This is a genomic window from Cupriavidus sp. HMR-1, assembly GCF_000319775.1.
GTDB classification, from domain to species: domain Bacteria; phylum Pseudomonadota; class Gammaproteobacteria; order Burkholderiales; family Burkholderiaceae; genus Cupriavidus; species Cupriavidus metallidurans.
Map to the genome: position 1 here is coordinate 40,083 of NZ_ANKP01000024.1, position 19,125 is coordinate 59,207.

General features: G+C 64.0%; 16 protein-coding genes. 15 read left to right on the forward strand and 1 reads right to left on the reverse strand.

The annotated features are described in order from the left end of the window. Positions 1-143 precede the first annotated feature (143 nt). From D769_RS02085 to D769_RS02140, 12 genes are all read left to right on the forward strand, one after another. The gene (locus D769_RS02085; protein WP_008641635.1) at positions 144-2,519 is read left to right on the forward strand and encodes a bifunctional salicylyl-CoA 5-hydroxylase/oxidoreductase; all 2,376 of its coding nucleotides are present in this window, start codon (positions 144-146) and stop codon (positions 2,517-2,519) included. Between the two features lie 2 nt (positions 2,520-2,521). Further along, a complete protein-coding gene (locus D769_RS02090; RefSeq protein ID WP_008641636.1) occupies positions 2,522-3,316 on the forward strand; it encodes an SDR family NAD(P)-dependent oxidoreductase in 795 nt (264 codons plus the stop codon). Between the two features lie 30 nt (positions 3,317-3,346). Further along, the gene (locus D769_RS02095) at positions 3,347-4,198 is read left to right on the forward strand and encodes an enoyl-CoA hydratase family protein (protein WP_008641637.1); all 852 of its coding nucleotides are present in this window, start codon (positions 3,347-3,349) and stop codon (positions 4,196-4,198) included. Between the two features lie 9 nt (positions 4,199-4,207). Further along, positions 4,208-5,374, forward strand: coding sequence for an acyl-CoA dehydrogenase family protein (locus tag D769_RS02100; RefSeq protein WP_008641638.1), 1,167 nt, complete (start codon positions 4,208-4,210; stop codon positions 5,372-5,374). Between the two features lie 21 nt (positions 5,375-5,395). Further along, positions 5,396-7,057: an AMP-binding protein gene (locus D769_RS02105; RefSeq protein ID WP_008641639.1), complete on the forward strand. Its 1,662-nt coding sequence runs from the start codon at positions 5,396-5,398 to the stop codon at positions 7,055-7,057. Positions 7,058-7,059: 2 nt separating this feature from the next. Further along, on the forward strand, positions 7,060-7,479 hold the full coding sequence (locus D769_RS02110; RefSeq protein ID WP_008641640.1) for an acyl-CoA thioesterase: 420 nt from the start codon (positions 7,060-7,062) through the stop codon (positions 7,477-7,479). 38 nt (positions 7,480-7,517) lie between these two features. After that, positions 7,518-7,928 (forward strand): RidA family protein, encoded by a 411-nt coding sequence (locus tag D769_RS02115; protein WP_193750024.1) that lies wholly within the window; start codon positions 7,518-7,520, stop codon positions 7,926-7,928. A gap of 320 nt (positions 7,929-8,248) precedes the next feature. Next, complete coding sequence (gene carA / locus D769_RS02120) at positions 8,249-9,397, forward strand: glutamine-hydrolyzing carbamoyl-phosphate synthase small subunit (RefSeq protein WP_008641642.1); 1,149 nt, start codon at positions 8,249-8,251, stop codon at positions 9,395-9,397. A 34-nt stretch (positions 9,398-9,431) separates the two neighbouring features. After that, positions 9,432-10,103: a leucine efflux protein LeuE gene (gene leuE / locus D769_RS02125; protein WP_008641643.1), complete on the forward strand. Its 672-nt coding sequence runs from the start codon at positions 9,432-9,434 to the stop codon at positions 10,101-10,103. A 70-nt stretch (positions 10,104-10,173) separates the two neighbouring features. Beyond that, on the forward strand, positions 10,174-13,422 hold the full coding sequence (gene carB, locus D769_RS02130; RefSeq protein WP_008641645.1) for a carbamoyl-phosphate synthase large subunit: 3,249 nt from the start codon (positions 10,174-10,176) through the stop codon (positions 13,420-13,422). Between the two features lie 237 nt (positions 13,423-13,659). After that, on the forward strand, positions 13,660-14,136 hold the full coding sequence (greA, locus tag D769_RS02135) for a transcription elongation factor GreA (RefSeq protein WP_008641647.1): 477 nt from the start codon (positions 13,660-13,662) through the stop codon (positions 14,134-14,136). A gap of 15 nt (positions 14,137-14,151) precedes the next feature. Continuing rightward, positions 14,152-14,643, forward strand: coding sequence for a DUF4149 domain-containing protein (locus tag D769_RS02140; RefSeq protein ID WP_008641649.1), 492 nt, complete (start codon positions 14,152-14,154; stop codon positions 14,641-14,643). Positions 14,644-14,708: 65 nt separating this feature from the next. Here D769_RS02140 and D769_RS02145 read toward each other — a convergent pair whose 3' ends face one another. After that, positions 14,709-15,218: a YhbY family RNA-binding protein gene (locus tag D769_RS02145; RefSeq protein ID WP_008641651.1), complete on the reverse strand. Its 510-nt coding sequence runs from the start codon at positions 15,216-15,218 to the stop codon at positions 14,709-14,711. 156 nt (positions 15,219-15,374) lie between these two features. Here D769_RS02145 and D769_RS02150 point away from each other — a divergent pair, with 156 nt between their 5' ends. From D769_RS02150 to folP, 3 genes are all read left to right on the forward strand, one after another. Next, positions 15,375-16,040, forward strand: coding sequence for an RlmE family RNA methyltransferase (locus D769_RS02150; RefSeq protein WP_008641653.1), 666 nt, complete (start codon positions 15,375-15,377; stop codon positions 16,038-16,040). Between the two features lie 201 nt (positions 16,041-16,241). Next, positions 16,242-18,143, forward strand: coding sequence for an ATP-dependent zinc metalloprotease FtsH (ftsH, locus tag D769_RS02155; RefSeq protein ID WP_008641654.1), 1,902 nt, complete (start codon positions 16,242-16,244; stop codon positions 18,141-18,143). 112 nt (positions 18,144-18,255) lie between these two features. Continuing rightward, entirely contained in the window at positions 18,256-19,125 is an 870-nt protein-coding gene (gene folP, locus D769_RS02160; RefSeq protein ID WP_008641655.1) for a dihydropteroate synthase, read from the forward strand.

Genomic DNA, 19,125 nt, shown 5'->3' on the forward strand with positions numbered 1-19,125 from the left:
GCATAGAAGGGCAGGGAGCCCGGCACTTGCGGGCTCCCTGAAAAACCCCTTGCCAGATCCCGGCATGCCGCCTAATATTTTAAGCATAAAATATTTAACCCTGATGTAGAGCCGTCGACTGACGGCTTGCAGGAGGCGATCAGATGCGCGTGCTATGTATTGGTGGCGGCCCGGCGGGCTTGTACTTCGGCTTGCTGATGAAGCTGCAGAATCCGTCCCACGAGGTGATCGTGGTCGAACGCAATCGGCCATACGACACCTTCGGCTGGGGGGTGGTGTTCTCTGATGCGACGCTCGAGAACCTGAAACAGGCCGATCCGGTCAGCGCGGCCGAGATCAACGCGGCATTCAATCACTGGGACGACATCGACATTCATATCGGTGGGCGCACCATCCGATCCGGTGGGCACGGATTCATCGGCATCGGCCGCAAGCGCCTGCTCAATATCCTGCAGGCACGCTGTGAGGCGCTCGGCGTGAAGCTGGTGTTCGAGACCGATGTCAGCGATGACCAGGCGCTGGCGCGGCAGTACAACGCGGATCTCGTGATTGCTTCGGACGGCCTTAACAGCCGCATCCGCACACGTTATGCCGAGAGCTTCCAGCCCGATATCGACACGCGCCAGTGCCGCTTTGTCTGGCTCGGCACGCACAAGCTGTTCGACGCCTTCACGTTCGCATTCGAGAAGACCGAGCATGGCTGGTTCCAGGCGCACGCCTATCGCTTCGACGACAACACGTCGACGTTCATCGTTGAGGCGCCTGAGCCGGTCTGGAAGGCCGCTGGCATTGAACAGATGAGCCAGGAGGAGGGCGTGGCCTACTGCGAGAAGCTGTTCGCCAAGTACCTCGACGGCAACAAGCTCATCAGCAACGCCGCGCATCTGCGTGGCTCGGCGATCTGGATTCGCTTTCCTCGGGTGATCTGCCATCACTGGGTGCACTGGAACACCCTGGACGACGGCCGCCGCGTGCCGGTGGTGTTGATGGGGGATGCGGCGCATACCGCGCACTTCTCGATCGGATCGGGGACCAAGCTGGCGCTGGAAGACGCGATCGATCTGGCGGAGGCGATCGGCGAGCATCGCGCCGCCGGTGTCGACGGCTTGCCGGAAGCGCTGGCCCGCTACGAGGCCACACGCAGCGTCGAAGTGCTCAAGATCCAGAACGCGGCGCGCAATTCGACCGAATGGTTCGAGAACGTCGAGCGCTATGCCGGCATGGCGCCCGAGCAGTTCGCCTATTCGTTGCTGACGCGCTCGCAGCGGATCTCGCACGAGAATCTGCGCGTGCGCGATGCGCAATACGTCGACAACTTCGAGCAATGGCTGGCCGCGCAGGCCGGCGTGCCACAGGAGACGCTGAAGCTGCGCGCGGCTGCCGGCGATGCTGCCTTGCCGCCGATGTTCACACCATTCACAGTGCGCGGCGTCACCCTGAAGAACCGCGTGGTGGTGAGCCCGATGGCGATGTACTCGTCGGTCGATGGCGTGCCGGGCGATTTCCACCTGGTGCATCTCGGTTCCCGCGCCCTCGGTGGCGCCGGCATGGTTGTGGCCGAGATGACCTGTGTGTCGCCAGACGCGCGCATCACGCCGGCTTGCCCGGGGTTGTGGAATGACGCGCAGCGCGATGCGTGGAAGCGCATCGTTGACTTCGTGCACGCCAACGGCGATACGAAGATCGCCATGCAGCTTGGCCATGCCGGGCGCAAGGGCTCGACCCAGCTTGGCTGGGAGAAGATGGACTACCCGCTGGCGGACGGAAACTGGCCGTTGATCTCCGCGTCGGCGCTGCCGTACATGCCCGGCGTGTCGCAGGTGCCACGCGAAATGACGCAGGAAGACATGGACCGCGTGCGTGATGACTTCGTGGCCAACGCGAAGCGCGCGGCGGAAGCTGGCTTCGACTGGCTTGAGCTGCACTGCGCCCACGGCTATCTGCTTTCGAGTTTCATCTCGCCGTTGACCAACACGCGCACCGACGCGTACGGCGGGTTGCTCGCCAACCGTCTGCGTTATCCGCTGGAAGTGTTTGCGGCCGTGCGCGCCGTGTGGCCGCAGGACAAGCCCATGTCGGTGCGGATCTCGGCGCACGATTGGGTCGAGGGCGGCATCACCGCCGATGATGCGGTGGAGATCGCACGCGCCTTCAAGGCGGCCGGCGCGGACATGATCGACTGTTCATCAGGCCAGGTCAGCCCGGATCAGGCGCCGGTCTACGGCCGGATGTACCAGACGCCGTTCTCCGACCGCATCCGCAATGAGGCGGGCATCCCGACCATCGCTGTGGGCGCGATCTTCGAGGCCGATCATGTCGACAGCATCGTCGCGGCTGGTCGGGCCGATCTTTGCGCGATTGCGCGTCCGCATCTGGCCGATCCGGCGTGGACGCTGCACGAGGCGGCCAGGCTGGGCTATCGCGATGTCACGTGGCCGAAGCAGTACGTGTCTGGCAAACGGCAATTGGAAACCAACCTCGCCCGCGCCGCATCGTACGCGCAGCAGCCGGGAAAATGATCATGGGCAATGCATTGCAAGGGCGTCACGCTCTGGTGACTGGCGGTGGGCGTGGCATCGGTGCCGCCATCGCGCGCCGGCTGCTGGCCGATGGCGCCAGCGTCACGCTGCTGGGTCGCGAGCAGGCAGCGCTTGATGCGACCGTTCACGCGCTGCAATCGTGCGTGACCGAAGGCGCGGCGCTGGGCGCGGTCAGCGCGGACATCACGGATGCCGATTGGGTGAGCGGAGCCTTTGCCGGTGCCACTGAAGCACGCGGGCCGATCACGCTGCTGGTCAACAACGCCGGTCAGGCGCACAGCGCGCCGTTCGGCAAGACCGATCTGGCGCTCTGGCAGCGGATGCTCGAGGTCAACCTGACCGGCACCTTTATCTGCACGCAGGCGGCGCTGCCGGCAATGCTCGAGGCGGGCTGGGGGCGCATCGTGAATGTCGCCAGCACGGCTGGCCTGATCGGGTACGGCTACGTCAGCGCCTATTGCGCGGCGAAGCACGGCGTGATCGGCCTGACCCGCTCGCTGGCGCTGGAACTGGCGACCAAGGGCGTGACGGTCAACGCGGTGTGCCCGGGCTATACCGAAACCGACATCGTGCGCGACGCGGTGGCCAATATCGTCGGTAAGACGGGGCGCTCGGAAGAACAGGCGCGCGCGGAACTGGCCGCGCGTAACCCGCAGCGGCGGCTGGTACGGCCCGATGAAGTGGCTGACGCGGTGGCCTGGCTGTGCCAGCCCTCGGCGTCCGCGATCACGGGGCAATCCGTGCCGGTGGCCGGCGGCGAGGTGATGGCGGGCTGAACGATCAAACAGAGTGGAGTGAGACAACACATGAGCGATATTGCACTGGACATGCGCCACCACAAGCGCGCCTTTGCGGACTATCAACCGAAGCATTTCCTGTGGTCCGTCTCGGCGGACGGCAAGGTCGGCACGATCACGCTGAACCGGCCAGAGCGCAAGAATCCGCTGACGTTCGATTCCTACGCCGAGCTGCGCGACCTGTTCCGTAGTCTGTGCTACGCCACCGACATCAAGACCGTGGTGGTGACCGGCGCGGGCGGGAATTTCTGCTCTGGCGGCGATGTACACGAGATCATTGGCCCGCTGACGCGCATGACCATGCCGGAGCTGCTCGACTTCACGCGCATGACCGGCGACCTGATCAAGGCCATGCGCGCCTGCCCGCAGCCGATCATCAGCGCGATCGACGGCATCTGCGCTGGCGCCGGCGCGATGATCGCGCTGGCCTCCGACATGCGTCTGGGTACCGCGCTGGCGAAGACCGCGTTCCTGTTCGTGCGCGTTGGTCTGGCTGGCGCCGATATGGGCGCCTGTTCGCTGCTGCCTCGCGTGATCGGACAGGGACGAGCGAGCGAACTGCTTTACACCGGCCGCTCGATGAGCGCCGAGGAAGGGCTGCAATGGGGCTTCTTCAATGCGCTGCACGCTTCCGACGCGCTGCTGGCCGAGGCGCAGTCGCTGGCCACGCAGATCGCCGCGGGTCCGACGTTCGCGCATGGCGTTACCAAGAAGCTGCTCCATCAGGAGTGGAATATGGGGCTCGACGAAGCGATCGAGGCCGAGGCGGAGGCCCAGGCGATCTGCATGCAGACGCGAGACTTCCGGCGGGCCTATGACGCGTTCGTCGCGAAGCAGAAGCCGGTGTTCGAAGGCGATTGAGGGGCTGGCATGAGCGACAAGACCTACCTTGAACTACCGTTCTTCGACGATGCGCACCGTTCGCTCGAGCGCGATCTGGATGCCTGGTGCGGTGAGAACCTGCGCGACGTCGATCACCACGATGCCGACGCGGCGTGCCGCACACTGGTGCGCCAGCTTGGGCAGGCGGGGTGGCTCCGCTACTGCGTGCCGGCGGCGTTCGGCGGCGCGTTGCCCGCGCTCGATTCGCGCGCGCTTTGCCTGCTGCGCGAGACACTGGCGCGCCACGACGGCCTGGCTGATTTTGCCTTCGCGATGCAGGGCCTTGGCTCGGGCGCGATCACGCTGGCCGGCAGCGACGCGGTACGCGAGCGCTATCTGCTGCGCGTGGCGAAGGGCGAGGCCATTGCGGCATTCGCGCTGTCCGAGCCCGAGGCAGGTTCCGACGTGGCGGCGATGCAATGCAGCGCGAAGCTGTCCGATGACGGCACGCACTACGTGCTGAACGGCGCCAAGACGTGGATATCGAACGGCGGCATCGCCGACTTCTATTGCGTGTTCGCACGTACCGGGGAGGCAGCCGGCGCGCGTGGCATCACCGCGTTCGTGGTGGACGCCAATACACCGGGCCTGTCCATCGCGGAGCGCATCGACGTGATCGCGCCCCATCCTCTGGCAACGCTGCGTTTCGATGACTGCCGCGTACCCGTTGGCAACCGTCTGGGCGAGCCGGGGCAGGGCTTCAAGGTGGCGATGATGACACTCGACATCTTCCGGGCCTCGGTGGCCGCCGCTGCGCTTGGCTTCGGCCGCGCGGCGCTGGACGATGCGCTGGCACGCGCCACGTCGCGCCCGATGTTCGGCGGCGTGCTGGCGGATCTGCAACTCACGCAGGCGGCGATCGGTGACATGGCTACGGCCATCGATGCCGCCGCGCTGCTGACCTATCGTGCCGCCTGGCTGCGCGACGTGAGGCAGCAACGCACGACGCGCGAGGCGGCGATGGCCAAGATGGTCGCCACCGAGAACGCGCAGCAAGTCATCGACCGGGCCGTGCAGATGTTCGGCGGCCTGGGCGTCAAGGTTGGCACGCGAGTGGAAAGTCTCTATCGCGAGATTCGCTCGCTGCGGATCTACGAAGGCGCCACCGAAGTGCAGAAGCTGATCATTGCGCGCGAGACGCTGGCAGCCCGATAGAACACGAGACAGGAGACAAGTATGGCCGCCCCCCAACCAGCCACCGCTCATGTTGATACCTTCGCACGGGACAGGTTGCCGCCGCCGCAGACGTGGCCGGTGTTCCACTTCAATGACGACACGCGCTACCCCGATCGCCTCAACGCGGCAGTGGAGCTTGTGGACCGACATGTGGCGGCCGGCAACGGTGGCCGCGTGGCGGTGCGCCATGAGCGCGCGGGCCGTATCGAGACCGTGACCTATGCCGAGCTGGCGGCGCTTGTGGATCGCATCGCGCATGTGCTGGTCGAGGACATGGGGCTGGTGCCGGGCAATCGCGTGCTGCTGCGCGGCCCGAACAACCTGATGATGGCGGCGAGCTGGCTTGCCACGCTCAAGGCAGGACTGATCGCCGTGCCGACGATGCCGCTGCTGCGCGCCAAGGAGCTCAAGCAGATCATCGACAAGGCGCAGGTGACGGCTGCACTCTGCGATGCACGTCTGCGCGACGAGCTGGACGCGAACCGGCGTGCCGATGGCGAGTACTTTTGTCCGACGCTCGAACGCGTGCGCTACTTCCACGGCGAGGGTGCCGATGCGCTCGAAACCGCGATGGCGGGCAAGCCCGACACGTTCACCGCGTGCGACACGGCCGCCGATGACATCTGCCTGATCGCGTTCACGAGTGGCACCACGGGGCAGCCCAAGGGCACCATGCATTTCCACCGCGATGTGCTGGCGATGTGCGACCTGTTCCCGCGCCACGTGCTCAAGCCCACGCCGGACGACGTCTTCTGTGGCACGCCGCCAATCGCATTCACATTCGGGCTGGGCGGCATGCTCTGCTTCCCGCTGCGCATTGGCGCCAGTACCGCGTTGTCGGAAAAACTTACGCCGGAACTGCTGCTCAAGCTGATCCAGGACCATCGCGCGACGATCGTCTTCACCGCGCCGACGTTCTATCGGCAGATGGCGGCGCAGGCAAAGAACTTCGATCTGTCGAGCCTGAAGAAGAGCGTGTCCGCCGGCGAGGCGCTGCCCGATGCCACGCGGCAGGCCTGGAAGGCAGCCACTGGCATCGAGATGACCGACGGCCTCGGCGGCACGGAGATGATGCATATCTTCGTTTCCAGTGCTGGCGCCGACGTGCGCCCGGGCGCGGTGGGTCGCGTGGTGCCGGGGTACGAAGCCCGCATCGTCGACGAGAACATGCAGCCGGTGCCGCCGGGCACGGTAGGCAAGCTCGCGGTGCGCGGGCCCACGGGCTGCCGCTATCTGGACGATCCGCGCCAGGAGGCATATGTGCGCGACGGGTGGAATCTGCCCGGCGACACATTCATGGCCGACGCCGATGGCTACTACTTCTATCAGGCGCGTTCGGACGACATGATCATCTCGGCCGGGTACAACATCGCTGGGCCCGAGGTCGAGGGATCGCTGATGCGGCATGAGTGGGTGGCCGAATGCGGGGTGGTCGGCGCGCCGGACGCGGAGCGTGGCCAGGTCGTGACGGCGTATGTGGTACTGCGTCCCGGTGTGGAGCCCTCCGACGCCACGCGGGCGGCGCTGCAAGACTATGTCAAGCGCGAGATCGCCCCATACAAGTATCCGCGTCGCATCGAGTTCGTGGCGGCGCTGCCGCGTACCGAGACGGGCAAGCTGCAGCGCTTCCGCCTGCGGCAGATGGCGGCAGAGGGCGCGTAGCCATGAACGACGTGTTCACCAATCAGGTGCGTGTGCGTTTCAAGCATTGCGATACCGCCGGCATCGTTTTCTACCCGCGCTATTTCGAGATGCTGAACGACTTTATCGAGGACTGGTTCGCCGAAGCGCTCGACTGGCCGTTCGATGCGATGCATCTGACCGGTCATGCGGGGGTGCCGACGGCCGAACTGCAATGCCGCTTCGAGGCGCCAAGCCGGCTTGGCGAACTGCTCACACGAGAACTGCGCGTGTCCCATATCGGCCGAAGCAGTTTCTCGGTCGAGGTCCGCCTGGCCGGGCCGGACGGCGGCACGCGTATGCACATCTCTCAGCGGCTCGTCTGCGTCGACACACGGACGATGACCGCGCAGGCCCTGCCTGACCCCGTACGACATGCAATGGGACGCTTCCTGGCGGCCTGACGGATAACTCTGAACTCTGGATTGGAATCGACATCATGCTGAAGACATTGCAGCCGCCCGACTGGGCACCTCCGAAGGGATACGCCAACGGCATGCTCGCCGAGATGCAGGTGGGCAGCCGCCTGATCTTCGTCGGCGGGCAGATCGGCTGGAACGGCCAGTGCGAGTTCGAAACCGACGATTTCGGGCTGCAGGTGGCGCAGGCATTGCGCAATATCGTCGCCGTGCTGGAGCAGGGCGGGGCGCGGCCCGAGCACATCGCGCGCATGACCTGGTATGTGAAGGACAAGGCCGAGTACGTGGGTGCCTACAAGGCGATCGGGCAGCACTATCGTGACATCATCGGCCGCCACTTTCCGGCGATGACCGCGGTGGAGGTGGCGGACCTCGTCGAGCCACGCGCGAAGGTGGAAATCGAGGTCACCGCCGTGGTACCCGCCGCGGCATGACCGGCGTGCCGGGCGGTCGTGAATGACGGGCCGCCTGGCAGGCATGGCAAACGCAAGTCCTTGAAAACTTGAGAAATTGGGTGCGGCGGGATATAATTCGAAAGTTTCGCTTTCAGAACCCTTCACCCTAGCGCCTACCGTATTCCACCTTCCGCCGCCCCCATATTCGCGAGGGCTTTTCGTGCACCACGCAGACATTGTGCGAAGTGACGAAAGAGCCTCCGCCGGGAGTCTCGCCATGCACATGGCTGAGGACTCGCCCACGGGGCACGAGGCGTTGAGCAGGTCGGTCACGGGGTGAATCCAGCAGGAGCCTACCCGTGTTACCGTCTTTTCCGTCCGCCATCCTCGCGCTTGCAGACGGCACGGTCTTTCGTGGCTATTCCATCGGCGCTTCCGGCCATACGATCGGCGAAGTGGTGTTCAACACCGCCATCACCGGTTATCAGGAAATCCTCACCGACCCGAGCTATTCCCGGCAGATCGTCACGCTGACGTATCCGCATATCGGCAATTACGGCGTCAACCCTGAGGATGTAGAAGCCACGAAAGTCCATGCCGCCGGCCTGATCATCAAAGATCTGCCGATTCTGGCCTCGAACTTCCGCAAGGAACATACCCTCGCCCACTACCTGAAGCAGGAAAAGGTCGTGGCGATCGCGGGCATCGACACCCGCAAGCTGACCCGTATCCTGCGCGAGAAGGGCGCCCAGAACGGATGCATCCTGGCTGGTGAGGACAATGTCCAGAAGGCTATCGACCTGGCACGCTCGTTCCCGGGCCTGGCAGGCATGGACCTGGCCAAGGTCGTCTCCGTCAAGGAGCCGTATGAGTGGACCCAGACCGAGTGGAAGCTCGGCGAAGGCTACGGCAAGCAGGACAAGCCGCAGTTCCACGTGGTCGCCTTCGACTTCGGCGTCAAGTTCAACATCCTGCGCATGCTGGCCGAACGCGGCTGCAAGGTGACCGTGCTGCCGGCGCAAGCCAGCGCGGCCGACGCCCTGGCGCTGAATCCGGACGGTATCTTCCTGTCGAACGGCCCTGGCGACCCGGAGCCGTGCGACTACGCGATCGCCGCCACGCGCGAGTTCATCGCTCGCGGTATCCCGACCTTCGGCATCTGCCTGGGCCACCAGATCATGGCCTTGGCCGTGGGTGCCAAGACGCTCAAGATGAGCACGGGCCACCATGGCGCCAACCATCCGGTCAAGGACCAGGATGATGGCCGTGTGGTGATTACGTCGCAGAACCACGGCTTCGCGGTCGATGCATCGACGCTGCCGGCCAACGCCCGCGTCACGCACACGTCTCTGTTCGACGGCACGCTGCAAGGCTTCGCGCTGACCGACAAGCCGGCTTTCTGCTTCCAGGGTCACCCGGAAGCGTCGCCCGGTCCGCACGACATCGCGTACCTGTTCGACCGCTTCACCAAGCTGATGCAGGACGCCCGCGCCAAGGCCGCTGCCTGAGATCGAGAAACGAGAGCCTGAACGGGAAACGCCCATGAACGCCTTCATGCATGCCAACCTCGGCATCACTGATTTCTGGACCTTTGTGCTCGGCACGATCTTCATCGTGCTGCTGCCGGGGCCGAATTCGATGTATGTGCTGTCGGTGGCCGCGCAGCGCGGTGTGCGCGCCGGCTACAAGGGGGCATGCGGCGTTTTCCTCGGCGATGCGATCCTGATGGTGCTGTCGGCCGCTGGCGTGGCATCGCTGCTGAAGGCCAGCCCGGGGCTGTTCCACGCGGTCAAGTACGTGGGTGCGGCCTACCTGGCCTGGATCGGCTTCCAGATGCTGCGTGGCGCGGTGCGTAACTGGTCGGCGCAAGCCGATGTCGCCACGAAGGCGGTGGCGTCGCTGGATCGCGCGTCGAACCCGTTCAGCAAGGCGCTGTTCATCAGCCTGCTGAACCCGAAGGCCATCCTGTTCTTCATCTCGTTCTTCATCCAGTTCGTGGACCCGCAGTTCGCCGTTCCGGCGCTGTCGTTCGTGGCGCTGGGCCTGGTCTGCCAGATCTGCAGCTTCGCCTACCTGACCACGATCATCTTCGTGGGCGCAAGGCTGGCCGATGCGTTCCGCCGCCGCCGACGCCTGTCCGCAGGTATGTCGAGCGGGGTCGGGGCGATGTTCATCGGCTTCGGCGCCAAGCTGGCCACGGCCACACTGGGCTGACGGCCTACAACCTGATTACCGGCCCGGCCCGCGCCCAACCGCGCGAGCCGGCCAACAAAGAGAGCGTGCAATGCCAAAGCGCACAGATATCAAGAGCATCCTAATCATCGGCGCGGGCCCGATCATCATCGGTCAGGCGTGCGAATTCGACTACTCCGGCGCGCAGGCCTGCAAGGCGCTGCGTGAAGAGGGCTTCAAGGTCATCCTGGTCAACTCGAACCCGGCGACCATCATGACGGACCCGAACACGGCCGACGTGACGTACATCGAACCCATCACCTGGGAAGTGGTCGAGCGCATCATCGAGAAGGAGCGCCCGGACGCGATCCTGCCGACCATGGGTGGCCAGACCGCACTGAACTGCGCGCTGGACCTGCACCGCCACGGCGTGCTGGACAAGTACAAGGTCGAGCTGATCGGCGCGTCGCCGGAAGCCATCGACAAGGCCGAGGACCGCCAGAAGTTCAAGGACGCGATGACCAAGATCGGTCTCGGCTCGGCCAAGTCCGGCATCGCCCACTCGATGGACGAGGCCGTGGCCGTGCAATCGCGCATCGCCCAGGAAACCGGCACCGCCGGCTACCCGATCGTGATCCGCCCGTCGTTCACGCTGGGCGGCACCGGCGGCGGTATCGCCTACAACCGCGAAGAATTCGAGGAAATCTGCAAGCGTGGCCTGGACCTGTCGCCGACGCGCGAGCTGCTGATCGAGGAATCGCTGCTGGGCTGGAAGGAATACGAGATGGAAGTTGTTCGCGACAAGGCGGACAACTGCATCATCATCTGCTCGATCGAAAACCTGGACCCGATGGGCATCCACACCGGTGACTCGATCACGGTGGCCCCGGCCCAGACGCTGACCGACAAGGAATACCAGATCCTGCGTAACGCCTCGCTGGCCGTGCTGCGCGAGATCGGCGTGGACACCGGCGGCTCGAACGTGCAGTTCTCGATCAATCCGACGGATGGCCGGATGATCGTGATCGAGATGAATCCGCGCGTGTCGCGTTCGTCGGCCCTGGCCTCGAAGGCCACCGGTTTCCCGATTGCGAAGGTTGCCGCCAAGCTGGCCGTCGGCTACACGCTCGACGAACTCAAGAACGAAATCACCGGCGGCCAGACCCCGGCCTCGTTCGAACCGTCGATCGACTACGTGGTCACCAAGGTGCCGCGTTTCGCGTTCGAAAAATTCCCGGCCGCAGACAGCCACCTGACCACCCAGATGAAGTCGGTGGGCGAGGTGATGGCCATGGGCCGTACGTTCCAGGAATCGTTCCAGAAGGCACTGCGTGGTCTGGAAGTGGGCGTGGACGGCCTGGACGAAAAGTCGACCGATCGCGACGAAGTGATCGAGGAAATCGGCGAAGCCGGCCCGGACCGTATCTGGTACGTGGGCGACGCATTCCGCCTCGGCATGTCGCTGGAGGAAGTGCAGAGCGAGACCGATATCGATCCGTGGTTCCTGGCCCAGATCGAAGACATCGTGAAGACCGAAGGCCTGGTGCGTAATCGCACGCTGGAAAGCCTGTCGACCGCCGAACTGCGTCACCTGAAGCAGAAGGGCTTCTCGGATCGCCGCCTGGCCAAGCTGCTGAAGACCGACGCGAAGGCCGTGCGTCTGGCGCGCGTGGCGCAGAACGTGCGCCCGGTCTACAAGCGCGTGGACACCTGCGCGGCCGAGTTCGCCACGAACACCGCGTACATGTACGGCACCTACGAGGCCGAGCATGGCGAGTGCGAAGCCGACCCGACCAGCAACAAGAAGATCATGGTGCTGGGCGGTGGCCCGAACCGGATCGGCCAGGGTATCGAGTTCGACTACTGCTGCGTGCACGCCGCGCTGGCGCTGCGCGAAGACGGGTACGAGACCATCATGGTCAACTGCAACCCCGAAACCGTGTCGACCGACTATGACACCTCGGACCGCCTGTACTTCGAGCCGCTGACGCTGGAAGACGTGCTGGAAATCGTCGACAAGGAAAAGCCGGTCGGCGTGATCGTTCAGTACGGCGGCCAGACCCCGCTGAAGCTGGCGCTGGATCTGGAAGCCAACGGCGTACCCATCATCGGTACGAGCCCGGACATGATCGACGCCGCGGAAGACCGCGAGCGCTTCCAGAAGCTGCTGCAGAACCTGGGCCTGCGCCAACCGCCGAACCGTACCGCGCGCGCTGAAGACGAGGCACTGCGCCTGGCCGAGGAAATCGGTTATCCGCTGGTGGTGCGTCCGTCGTACGTGCTGGGTGGCCGCGCGATGGAAATCGTGCACGAGCCGCGCGACCTCGAGCGCTACATGCGCGAGGCCGTGAAGGTGTCGAACGACTCGCCGGTGCTGCTGGACCGATTCCTGAACGACGCCATCGAGTGCGACGTCGACGCCCTGTGCGACGGCAATCGCGTGTTCATCGGCGGCGTGATGGAGCACATCGAACAGGCAGGCGTCCACTCGGGCGACTCGGCCTGCTCGCTGCCGCCGTACTCGCTGTCGCAGGCAACCGTCGACGAACTGAAGCGCCAGACCGCCGCGATGGCCAAGGCGCTGAACGTGGTGGGTCTGATGAACGTGCAGTTCGCGATCCAGCAGCGGAATGGCGAGGACATCGTCTACGTGCTGGAAGTGAACCCGCGCGCGTCGCGTACCGTGCCGTACGTGTCGAAGGCCACCGGCCTGTCGCTGGCCAAGATCGCCGCGCGTTGCATGGCCGGCCAGTCGCTTGATTCGCAAGGTATCGGCGAAGAGGTGGTGCCGCCGTACTACAGCGTCAAGGAAGCTGTGTTCCCGTTCAACAAGTTCCCGGGCGTGGATCCGGTCCTCGGACCTGAAATGCGTTCGACCGGCGAAGTGATGGGCGTGGGCAAGGTGTTCGGCGAAGCGCTGTTCAAGAGCCAGCTGGCCGCCGGTTCGCGCCTGCCCGAGAAGGGCACCGTGCTGATCACCGTCAAGGACAGCGACAAGCCGCGCGCCGTGACCGTGGCCCGCATGCTGCACGACCTCGGTTACCCGATCGTCGCCACACGTGGCACGGCATCGGCCATCGAGGCCGCCGGCATCCCGGTCCGGGTTGTCAACAAGGTGAAGGACGGCCGTCCGCACATCGTGGACATGATCAAGAACGGTGAACTGGCGCTGGTCTTCACGACGGTCGACGAAACGCGCACGGCCATCGCCGATTCGCGTTCGATCCGTATCGCCGCGCTGGCCGCCCGCGTTCCGTACTACACCACCATCGCCGGCGCCAACGCCGCGGTGGAAGGCCTCAAGCACATGCAGAACCTGGAGGTCTACGACCTGCAGGGCCTGCACAAGCAGCTGGCCTGACATGCCTGATGCTGCGGTGCGGGGAATGTGACCCCGTACCGCAGTAGTCCGTCCGTCGGGTTGATACCGGCGGCGGTTCTGGCCTACACTACGTCGAATTCGCCGATTGCACCGGCCTTGCTGGCCGCTGTGTGATCCCATCTGAAAGCCGCGGTTGAGCGGAAGTGCTGCCTGGCAGGTGACTGCCGGCGCATGGTTCCAGCTCCGCTGCGGCTCATTTTTTTGTTGAACAAGACAATGAGCACCATTCCGATTACCAAGCGTGGCGCCGAACTCCTGAAGGAAGAGCTGCAGCGCCTCAAGGCCGTCGAGCGTCCTGCGGTGATCAACGCCATCTCCGAGGCGCGTGCCCAGGGCGACCTGTCGGAAAATGCCGAATACGACGCCGCCAAGGAAAAGCAGGCGTTCATCGAAGGCCGCATCCAGGAAGTGGAAGCGAAGCTTTCGGCCGCCCAGGTGATCGATCCGACCCAGCTGGACACGGACGGCCGCATCGTTTTTGGCGCCACCGTGGATCTGGAAGACCTGGAATCTGGCAGCCCTGTGAGCTATCAGATCGTCGGTGACGACGAGGCGGATCTCGATACCGGCAAGATCTCCGTGAGCTCGCCGATCGCACGCGCACTGATCGGCAAGTTCGAAGGCGACGTAGCAGTCGTGCTGGCCCCGGGCGGCGAGCGCGAGTACGAAGTCATCACGGTTCGCTACATCTGACGGCGCGGGACAGGCGTGTTCTCCTCGTCTTACTCGAATCTGCCGCCGTTGCCGCATCGTCTGTTTCTGCTGCTGACCGTGATCTGGGCCGGCAGCCTGTGGACGATCGGCTATCTGGTGGCGCCGACGCTGTTCTCGGTGCTGCCGAGCCGCGAAACGGCCGGGATGATCGCCGGGCATCTGTTCCGCTACGAGGCGATCCTCGGCATGACCGTGGGCGTGCTTCAGCTCGTGCTCTGCAATGTGCTGATCCGCCGTGGCGCCGAGCGTTATCGCTCGTTGCGCTGGATCGTCCTGGCCATGCTGGTATGCGTGCTGGCCGGCTATTTCGGTGTGCAGCCGTTCATGGAAGGACTCAAGGTCAAGGCTCAGGCGCTGAATCTGGGCGTGTCCGAATCACCGTACAAGGCCGAATTCGGCATGTTGCACGGGGTGTCCAACGTGATCTATCTGGTTCAGAGTGTGCTGGCACTGGTGCTGGTGTGGCGGGCTAGCGCGCCACGCTGAGCAAAGGTGTGAAAAAAGGCGGCCTCGGCCGCCTTTTTGGTGGAACTGGCCGATTCGGCCACTGGTCAACCCAGTGCTTTCTTTTTCTGGCTGGCCGGGCGGGCGCGGGAACGCTTGACGTTACCACCCTGGGTCACACGTTCGTTGCCCAGTACGGTGACTGCCGTGCTCTTGGGGCGGCGTTGACCGGAGGTGCTCGGCTTGCGGACCATGACGGTGCGTGGGGCTGCGCCTGTGCCAGTAGCACGGCGACGCGCGGCGGCTCCCAGTTCCTCCGGCAGGTTTTCCTTCAGGAGGGCGGGGCCCGGACGCCAGATCACGAGCAACTTGCCGATGTGCTGGATCGGCGCGGCGCTGAGTTCGTCACAAATGGCGTCGTAAATGGCAATGCGTGCGTCGCGTTCGTCACCGAGGACGCGAATCTTGATCAGATCGTGAGCCGCCAGGCTCCGGTCGATCTCGGCCAGGACCGCACGGGTCAGGCCTTCCGCACCGATCATGACCACGGGATTGAGGCTGTGGGCGCGCGAGCGCAGGTCGGAGCGTTGGGCGGAAATCAGTTGTAGGGCTGGCATGAGAGGGCAAATAGCGATTTGGCGCGTATTATCCGCCAAAATATCGCCGGCAGGCGGTAAAGATCTCCAAATCGGGAGAAAAAGCTCCGCACGGTCGTTCGACTTGCGGTGCCAATCCCGCCAAACCGGTAAGTAGCAAGTAGGCAAGTCTCATCAATGGCCAAGAACAAATTCAATCAGTCGTGGCTGCACGACCACATCAACGATCCGTACGTGAAGATGGCCCAGCGCGAGGGCTATCGCGCCCGCGCGGCCTACAAGCTCAAGGAGATCGACGATCAGGACAAGTTGATCCAGCCAGGCCAGGTCATCGTGGATCTGGGCGCCGCGCCGGGCAGCTGGAGCCAGTACGCCCGGAACAAACTGGCCGCTTCACCCCGCGCGAAAGACGGCCGGATCGACGGCGCCGTGGTGGCGATCGACATCCTGCCGATGGAGCCGGTGGCCGACGTGACCTTTATCCAGGGCGATTTCCGGGAGGAAGAGGTATTCCGTCAGCTCGAGCAGGTGGTGCTCGATGCGTCTGGTGGCTCCCGCATCGACCTTGTTATCTCCGATATGGCCCCCAACTTGTCTGGCGTGGCCTCGGCCGATGCCGCGCGGATCGAGTATCTGTGCGATCTGGCGCTGGACTTTGCCCAGGCCCACCTGAAGCCGGAAGGTTCCTTGCTGGTCAAGTGCTTTCACGGCTCGGGCTACAGCCAGATCGTGGAAAAGTTCAAGCGGCAGTTCAAGGTCGTCGCGAGCCGCAAGCCCAAGGCGTCGCGTGACAAGTCTTCGGAAACATTTATTCTTGGGCGCTACCTGAAGTCGATGGACTGACGCGGGCCCAAAACATGCCGCAGGCGCTCCCAGTGCTCCCAAAAGGGGGCAGGGTACGCCCGGGCGGTGCGCGACTTGCCCTGAATGGGCCGTATCAGGCACTATCAGGTCCATAGATTCAGATTTCCCTGCGGGGGCGGGGGCTGCATTACAATGCAATGCAGCTACCCGTTGGCAAGGCAATTGGAAAGGAGTTCGGCCTTGAATAACAACCTGTTTCAAAAGGCGGCAATCTGGCTCGTAATCGCGCTGGTATTGTTCACCGTCTTCAAGCAGTTCGACAAACCGCGTGCCCAGGACAGTGTCACCTATTCGCAGTTCATGGATGACGCCAAGAACGGCAAGGTGTCGCGTGTCGACGTGCAGGGCCGCAACCTCGTGGTTTCGCCCAAGGAAGGCTCCAAGTACACGATCATTTCGCCGGGCGATATCTGGATGGTCGGCGACCTGATGAAGTACGGCGTCCAGGTGACCGGCAAGGCTGACGACGAGCCCAACGTGCTGGTCCAGGCGCTGTACTACCTCGGACCGACGCTCCTGATCATCGTCTTCTGGTTCTACATGATGCGGCAGATGCAGGGCGGGGGGAAAGGCGGAGCCTTCTCCTTCGGTAAATCCCGCGCGCGCCTGATCGACGAGAACCAGAACGCCGTTACCTTCGCTGACGTCGCGGGTTGCGACGAGTCGAAGGAGGAAGTGGTCGAACTGGTCGACTTCCTGAAGGACCCGCAGAAATTCCAGAAGCTGGGCGGACGTATTCCGCGCGGCGTGCTGCTGGTCGGGCCTCCGGGTACCGGCAAGACGCTGTTGGCGCGTGCCATCGCCGGTGAGGCCAAGGTGCCGTTCTTCAGCATCTCGGGTTCGGATTTTGTGGAAATGTTCGTCGGCGTGGGTGCGGCTCGTGTGCGCGACATGTTCGAAAACGCCAAGAAGCAGGCCCCCTGCATCGTGTTCATCGACGAAATCGACGCGGTCGGCCGCCATCGTGGCGCCGGCATGGGCGGCGGTAACGACGAGCGCGAGCAGACCCTGAACCAGATGCTGGTCGAGATGGATGGCTTCGAGGCCAACTCTGGCGTGATCGTGATCGCCGCGACCAACCGTGCCGACGTGCTGGACAAGGCGCTGCTGCGTCCGGGCCGTTTCGACCGTCAGGTCTATGTGGGCCTGCCGGACATCCGCGGCCGCGAGCAGATCCTGAAGGTCCATATGCGCAAGGTGCCGATCGGCAACGACGTGGACGCATCGATCATCGCTCGTGGTACGCCTGGCTTCTCGGGTGCGGACTTGGCCAACCTGGTCAACGAGGCTGCGCTGTTTGCCGCCCGCCGCAGCAAGCGCGTGGTGGACATGCAGGACTTCGAGGACGCCAAGGACAAGATTTACATGGGTCCGGAGCGCAAGTCGACGGTCATGCGCGAGGAAGAGCGCAAGGCCACGGCTTACCACGAGTCTGGCCATGCCGTGGTTGCCAAGCTGCTGCCGAAGGCCGATCCGGTCCACAAGGTCACGATCATGCCGCGCGGTTGGGCGCTGGGCGTGACCTGGCAGTTGCCGGAGCATGACAAGTACTCGAAGTACAAGGACAACATGCTCGAGGAAATTGCCATCCTGTTCGGCGGCCGCGCTGCCGAAGAGGTGTTCCTCAACGCCATGAGCACCGGTGCTTCGAACGACTTCGAGCGTGCCACCAAGATCGCCCGCGATATGGTGACCCGCTTTGGCATGAGCGATTCGCTCGGCGCGATGGTCTACGTGGACACAGAGCAGGACGGCATGTTCGGCAAGCTGTCGTCGAAGACCGTGTCCGAAGCGACGCAGCAGAAGGTTGACGCAGAGATCCGCCGCATCATCGACGATCAATACGCGCTGGCCAAGCGCTTGCTCGAAGAGAACCGCGACAAGGTCGAAGCGATGACCAACGCGCTGATGGAGTGGGAAACGATCGACGCCGAACAGGTGAACGACATCATGGCGGGCCGTCCGCCGCGTCCGCCGCGTGGCGCGCAGGGTCCGAACAGCGGTGGCAACACGCCTCCCGGCGGTTCCCCGGTGGCACCGACCAATGCACCCGCAACGGCACGTGCCGACGAAACGGTTTGATACGGATGTGACATGAGGTGATACGCAGAGACCAGCTCGCAAGGGCTGGTTTCTGATAGCCTCTCAGGCCGGTGCCTTGCGCGCCGGCTTTTTTGTTTTCAGGACGCGAATCTTGTCGACCGAGTTCTTCCAGTGCGGGCGCTATCGTTTTTCCCGCCGCCGCCGCCCACTCGTGATGGGTATTCTCAATGTGACCCCCGATTCGTTCTCCGATGGCGGGCAGCACACCACCCGTGACGCCGCGCTGCGCCACGCGGAGCAATTGATTGCAGAGGGTGTCGACATCATCGATATCGGTGGAGAGTCCAGCCGACCTGGGTCGGCCGCGCTGCCGCTCGATCAGGAACTAGATCGTGTGATGCCGATTGTCGAGTCGCTGGCCGATTGCGGTAAGCCGCTTTCGATCGACACCTACAAGCCGGAGGTTATGCGTGCAGCGCTGGCGGGCGGAGCGGATCTGATCAATGATATCTGGGGCTTCCGAATGCCGGGTGCCGTTGAGGCAGTTGCCGCAGGGCAGTTCGGACTATGCGTCATGCATATGCAGCGTGATCCCCAGACGATGCAGGAGGATCCGCACTACACCGATGTGGTTGCCGAGGTAGCGTCTTTTCTGGAAGAACGGGTGTCAACCCTGCGTGCGGCGGGCATCGACACGGCGCGTATTTCCCTTGATCCAGGTTTTGGATTTGGCAAGACTCCAGACCATAATCTGAGGTTGCTCGGGCAATTACCTAGCCTTGCCGTTGATGGCCTGCCGCTCCTGGTGGGCCTGTCGCGCAAATCGACGCTGGGTGCAATCATCGGCGGCAAACCTCCACAGGCGCGCGTAGCTGCCAGTGTGGCGGCAGCCGTGTGCGCAGCTGAGCGCGGTGCATATATCGTCCGGGTACATGATGTTGAACAAACAGTGGACGCCCTCAAGGTGTGGTGGGCGGTCCGCCAAGAATCAGTTGCCCCCGATGGGCAACACGGAGAATGA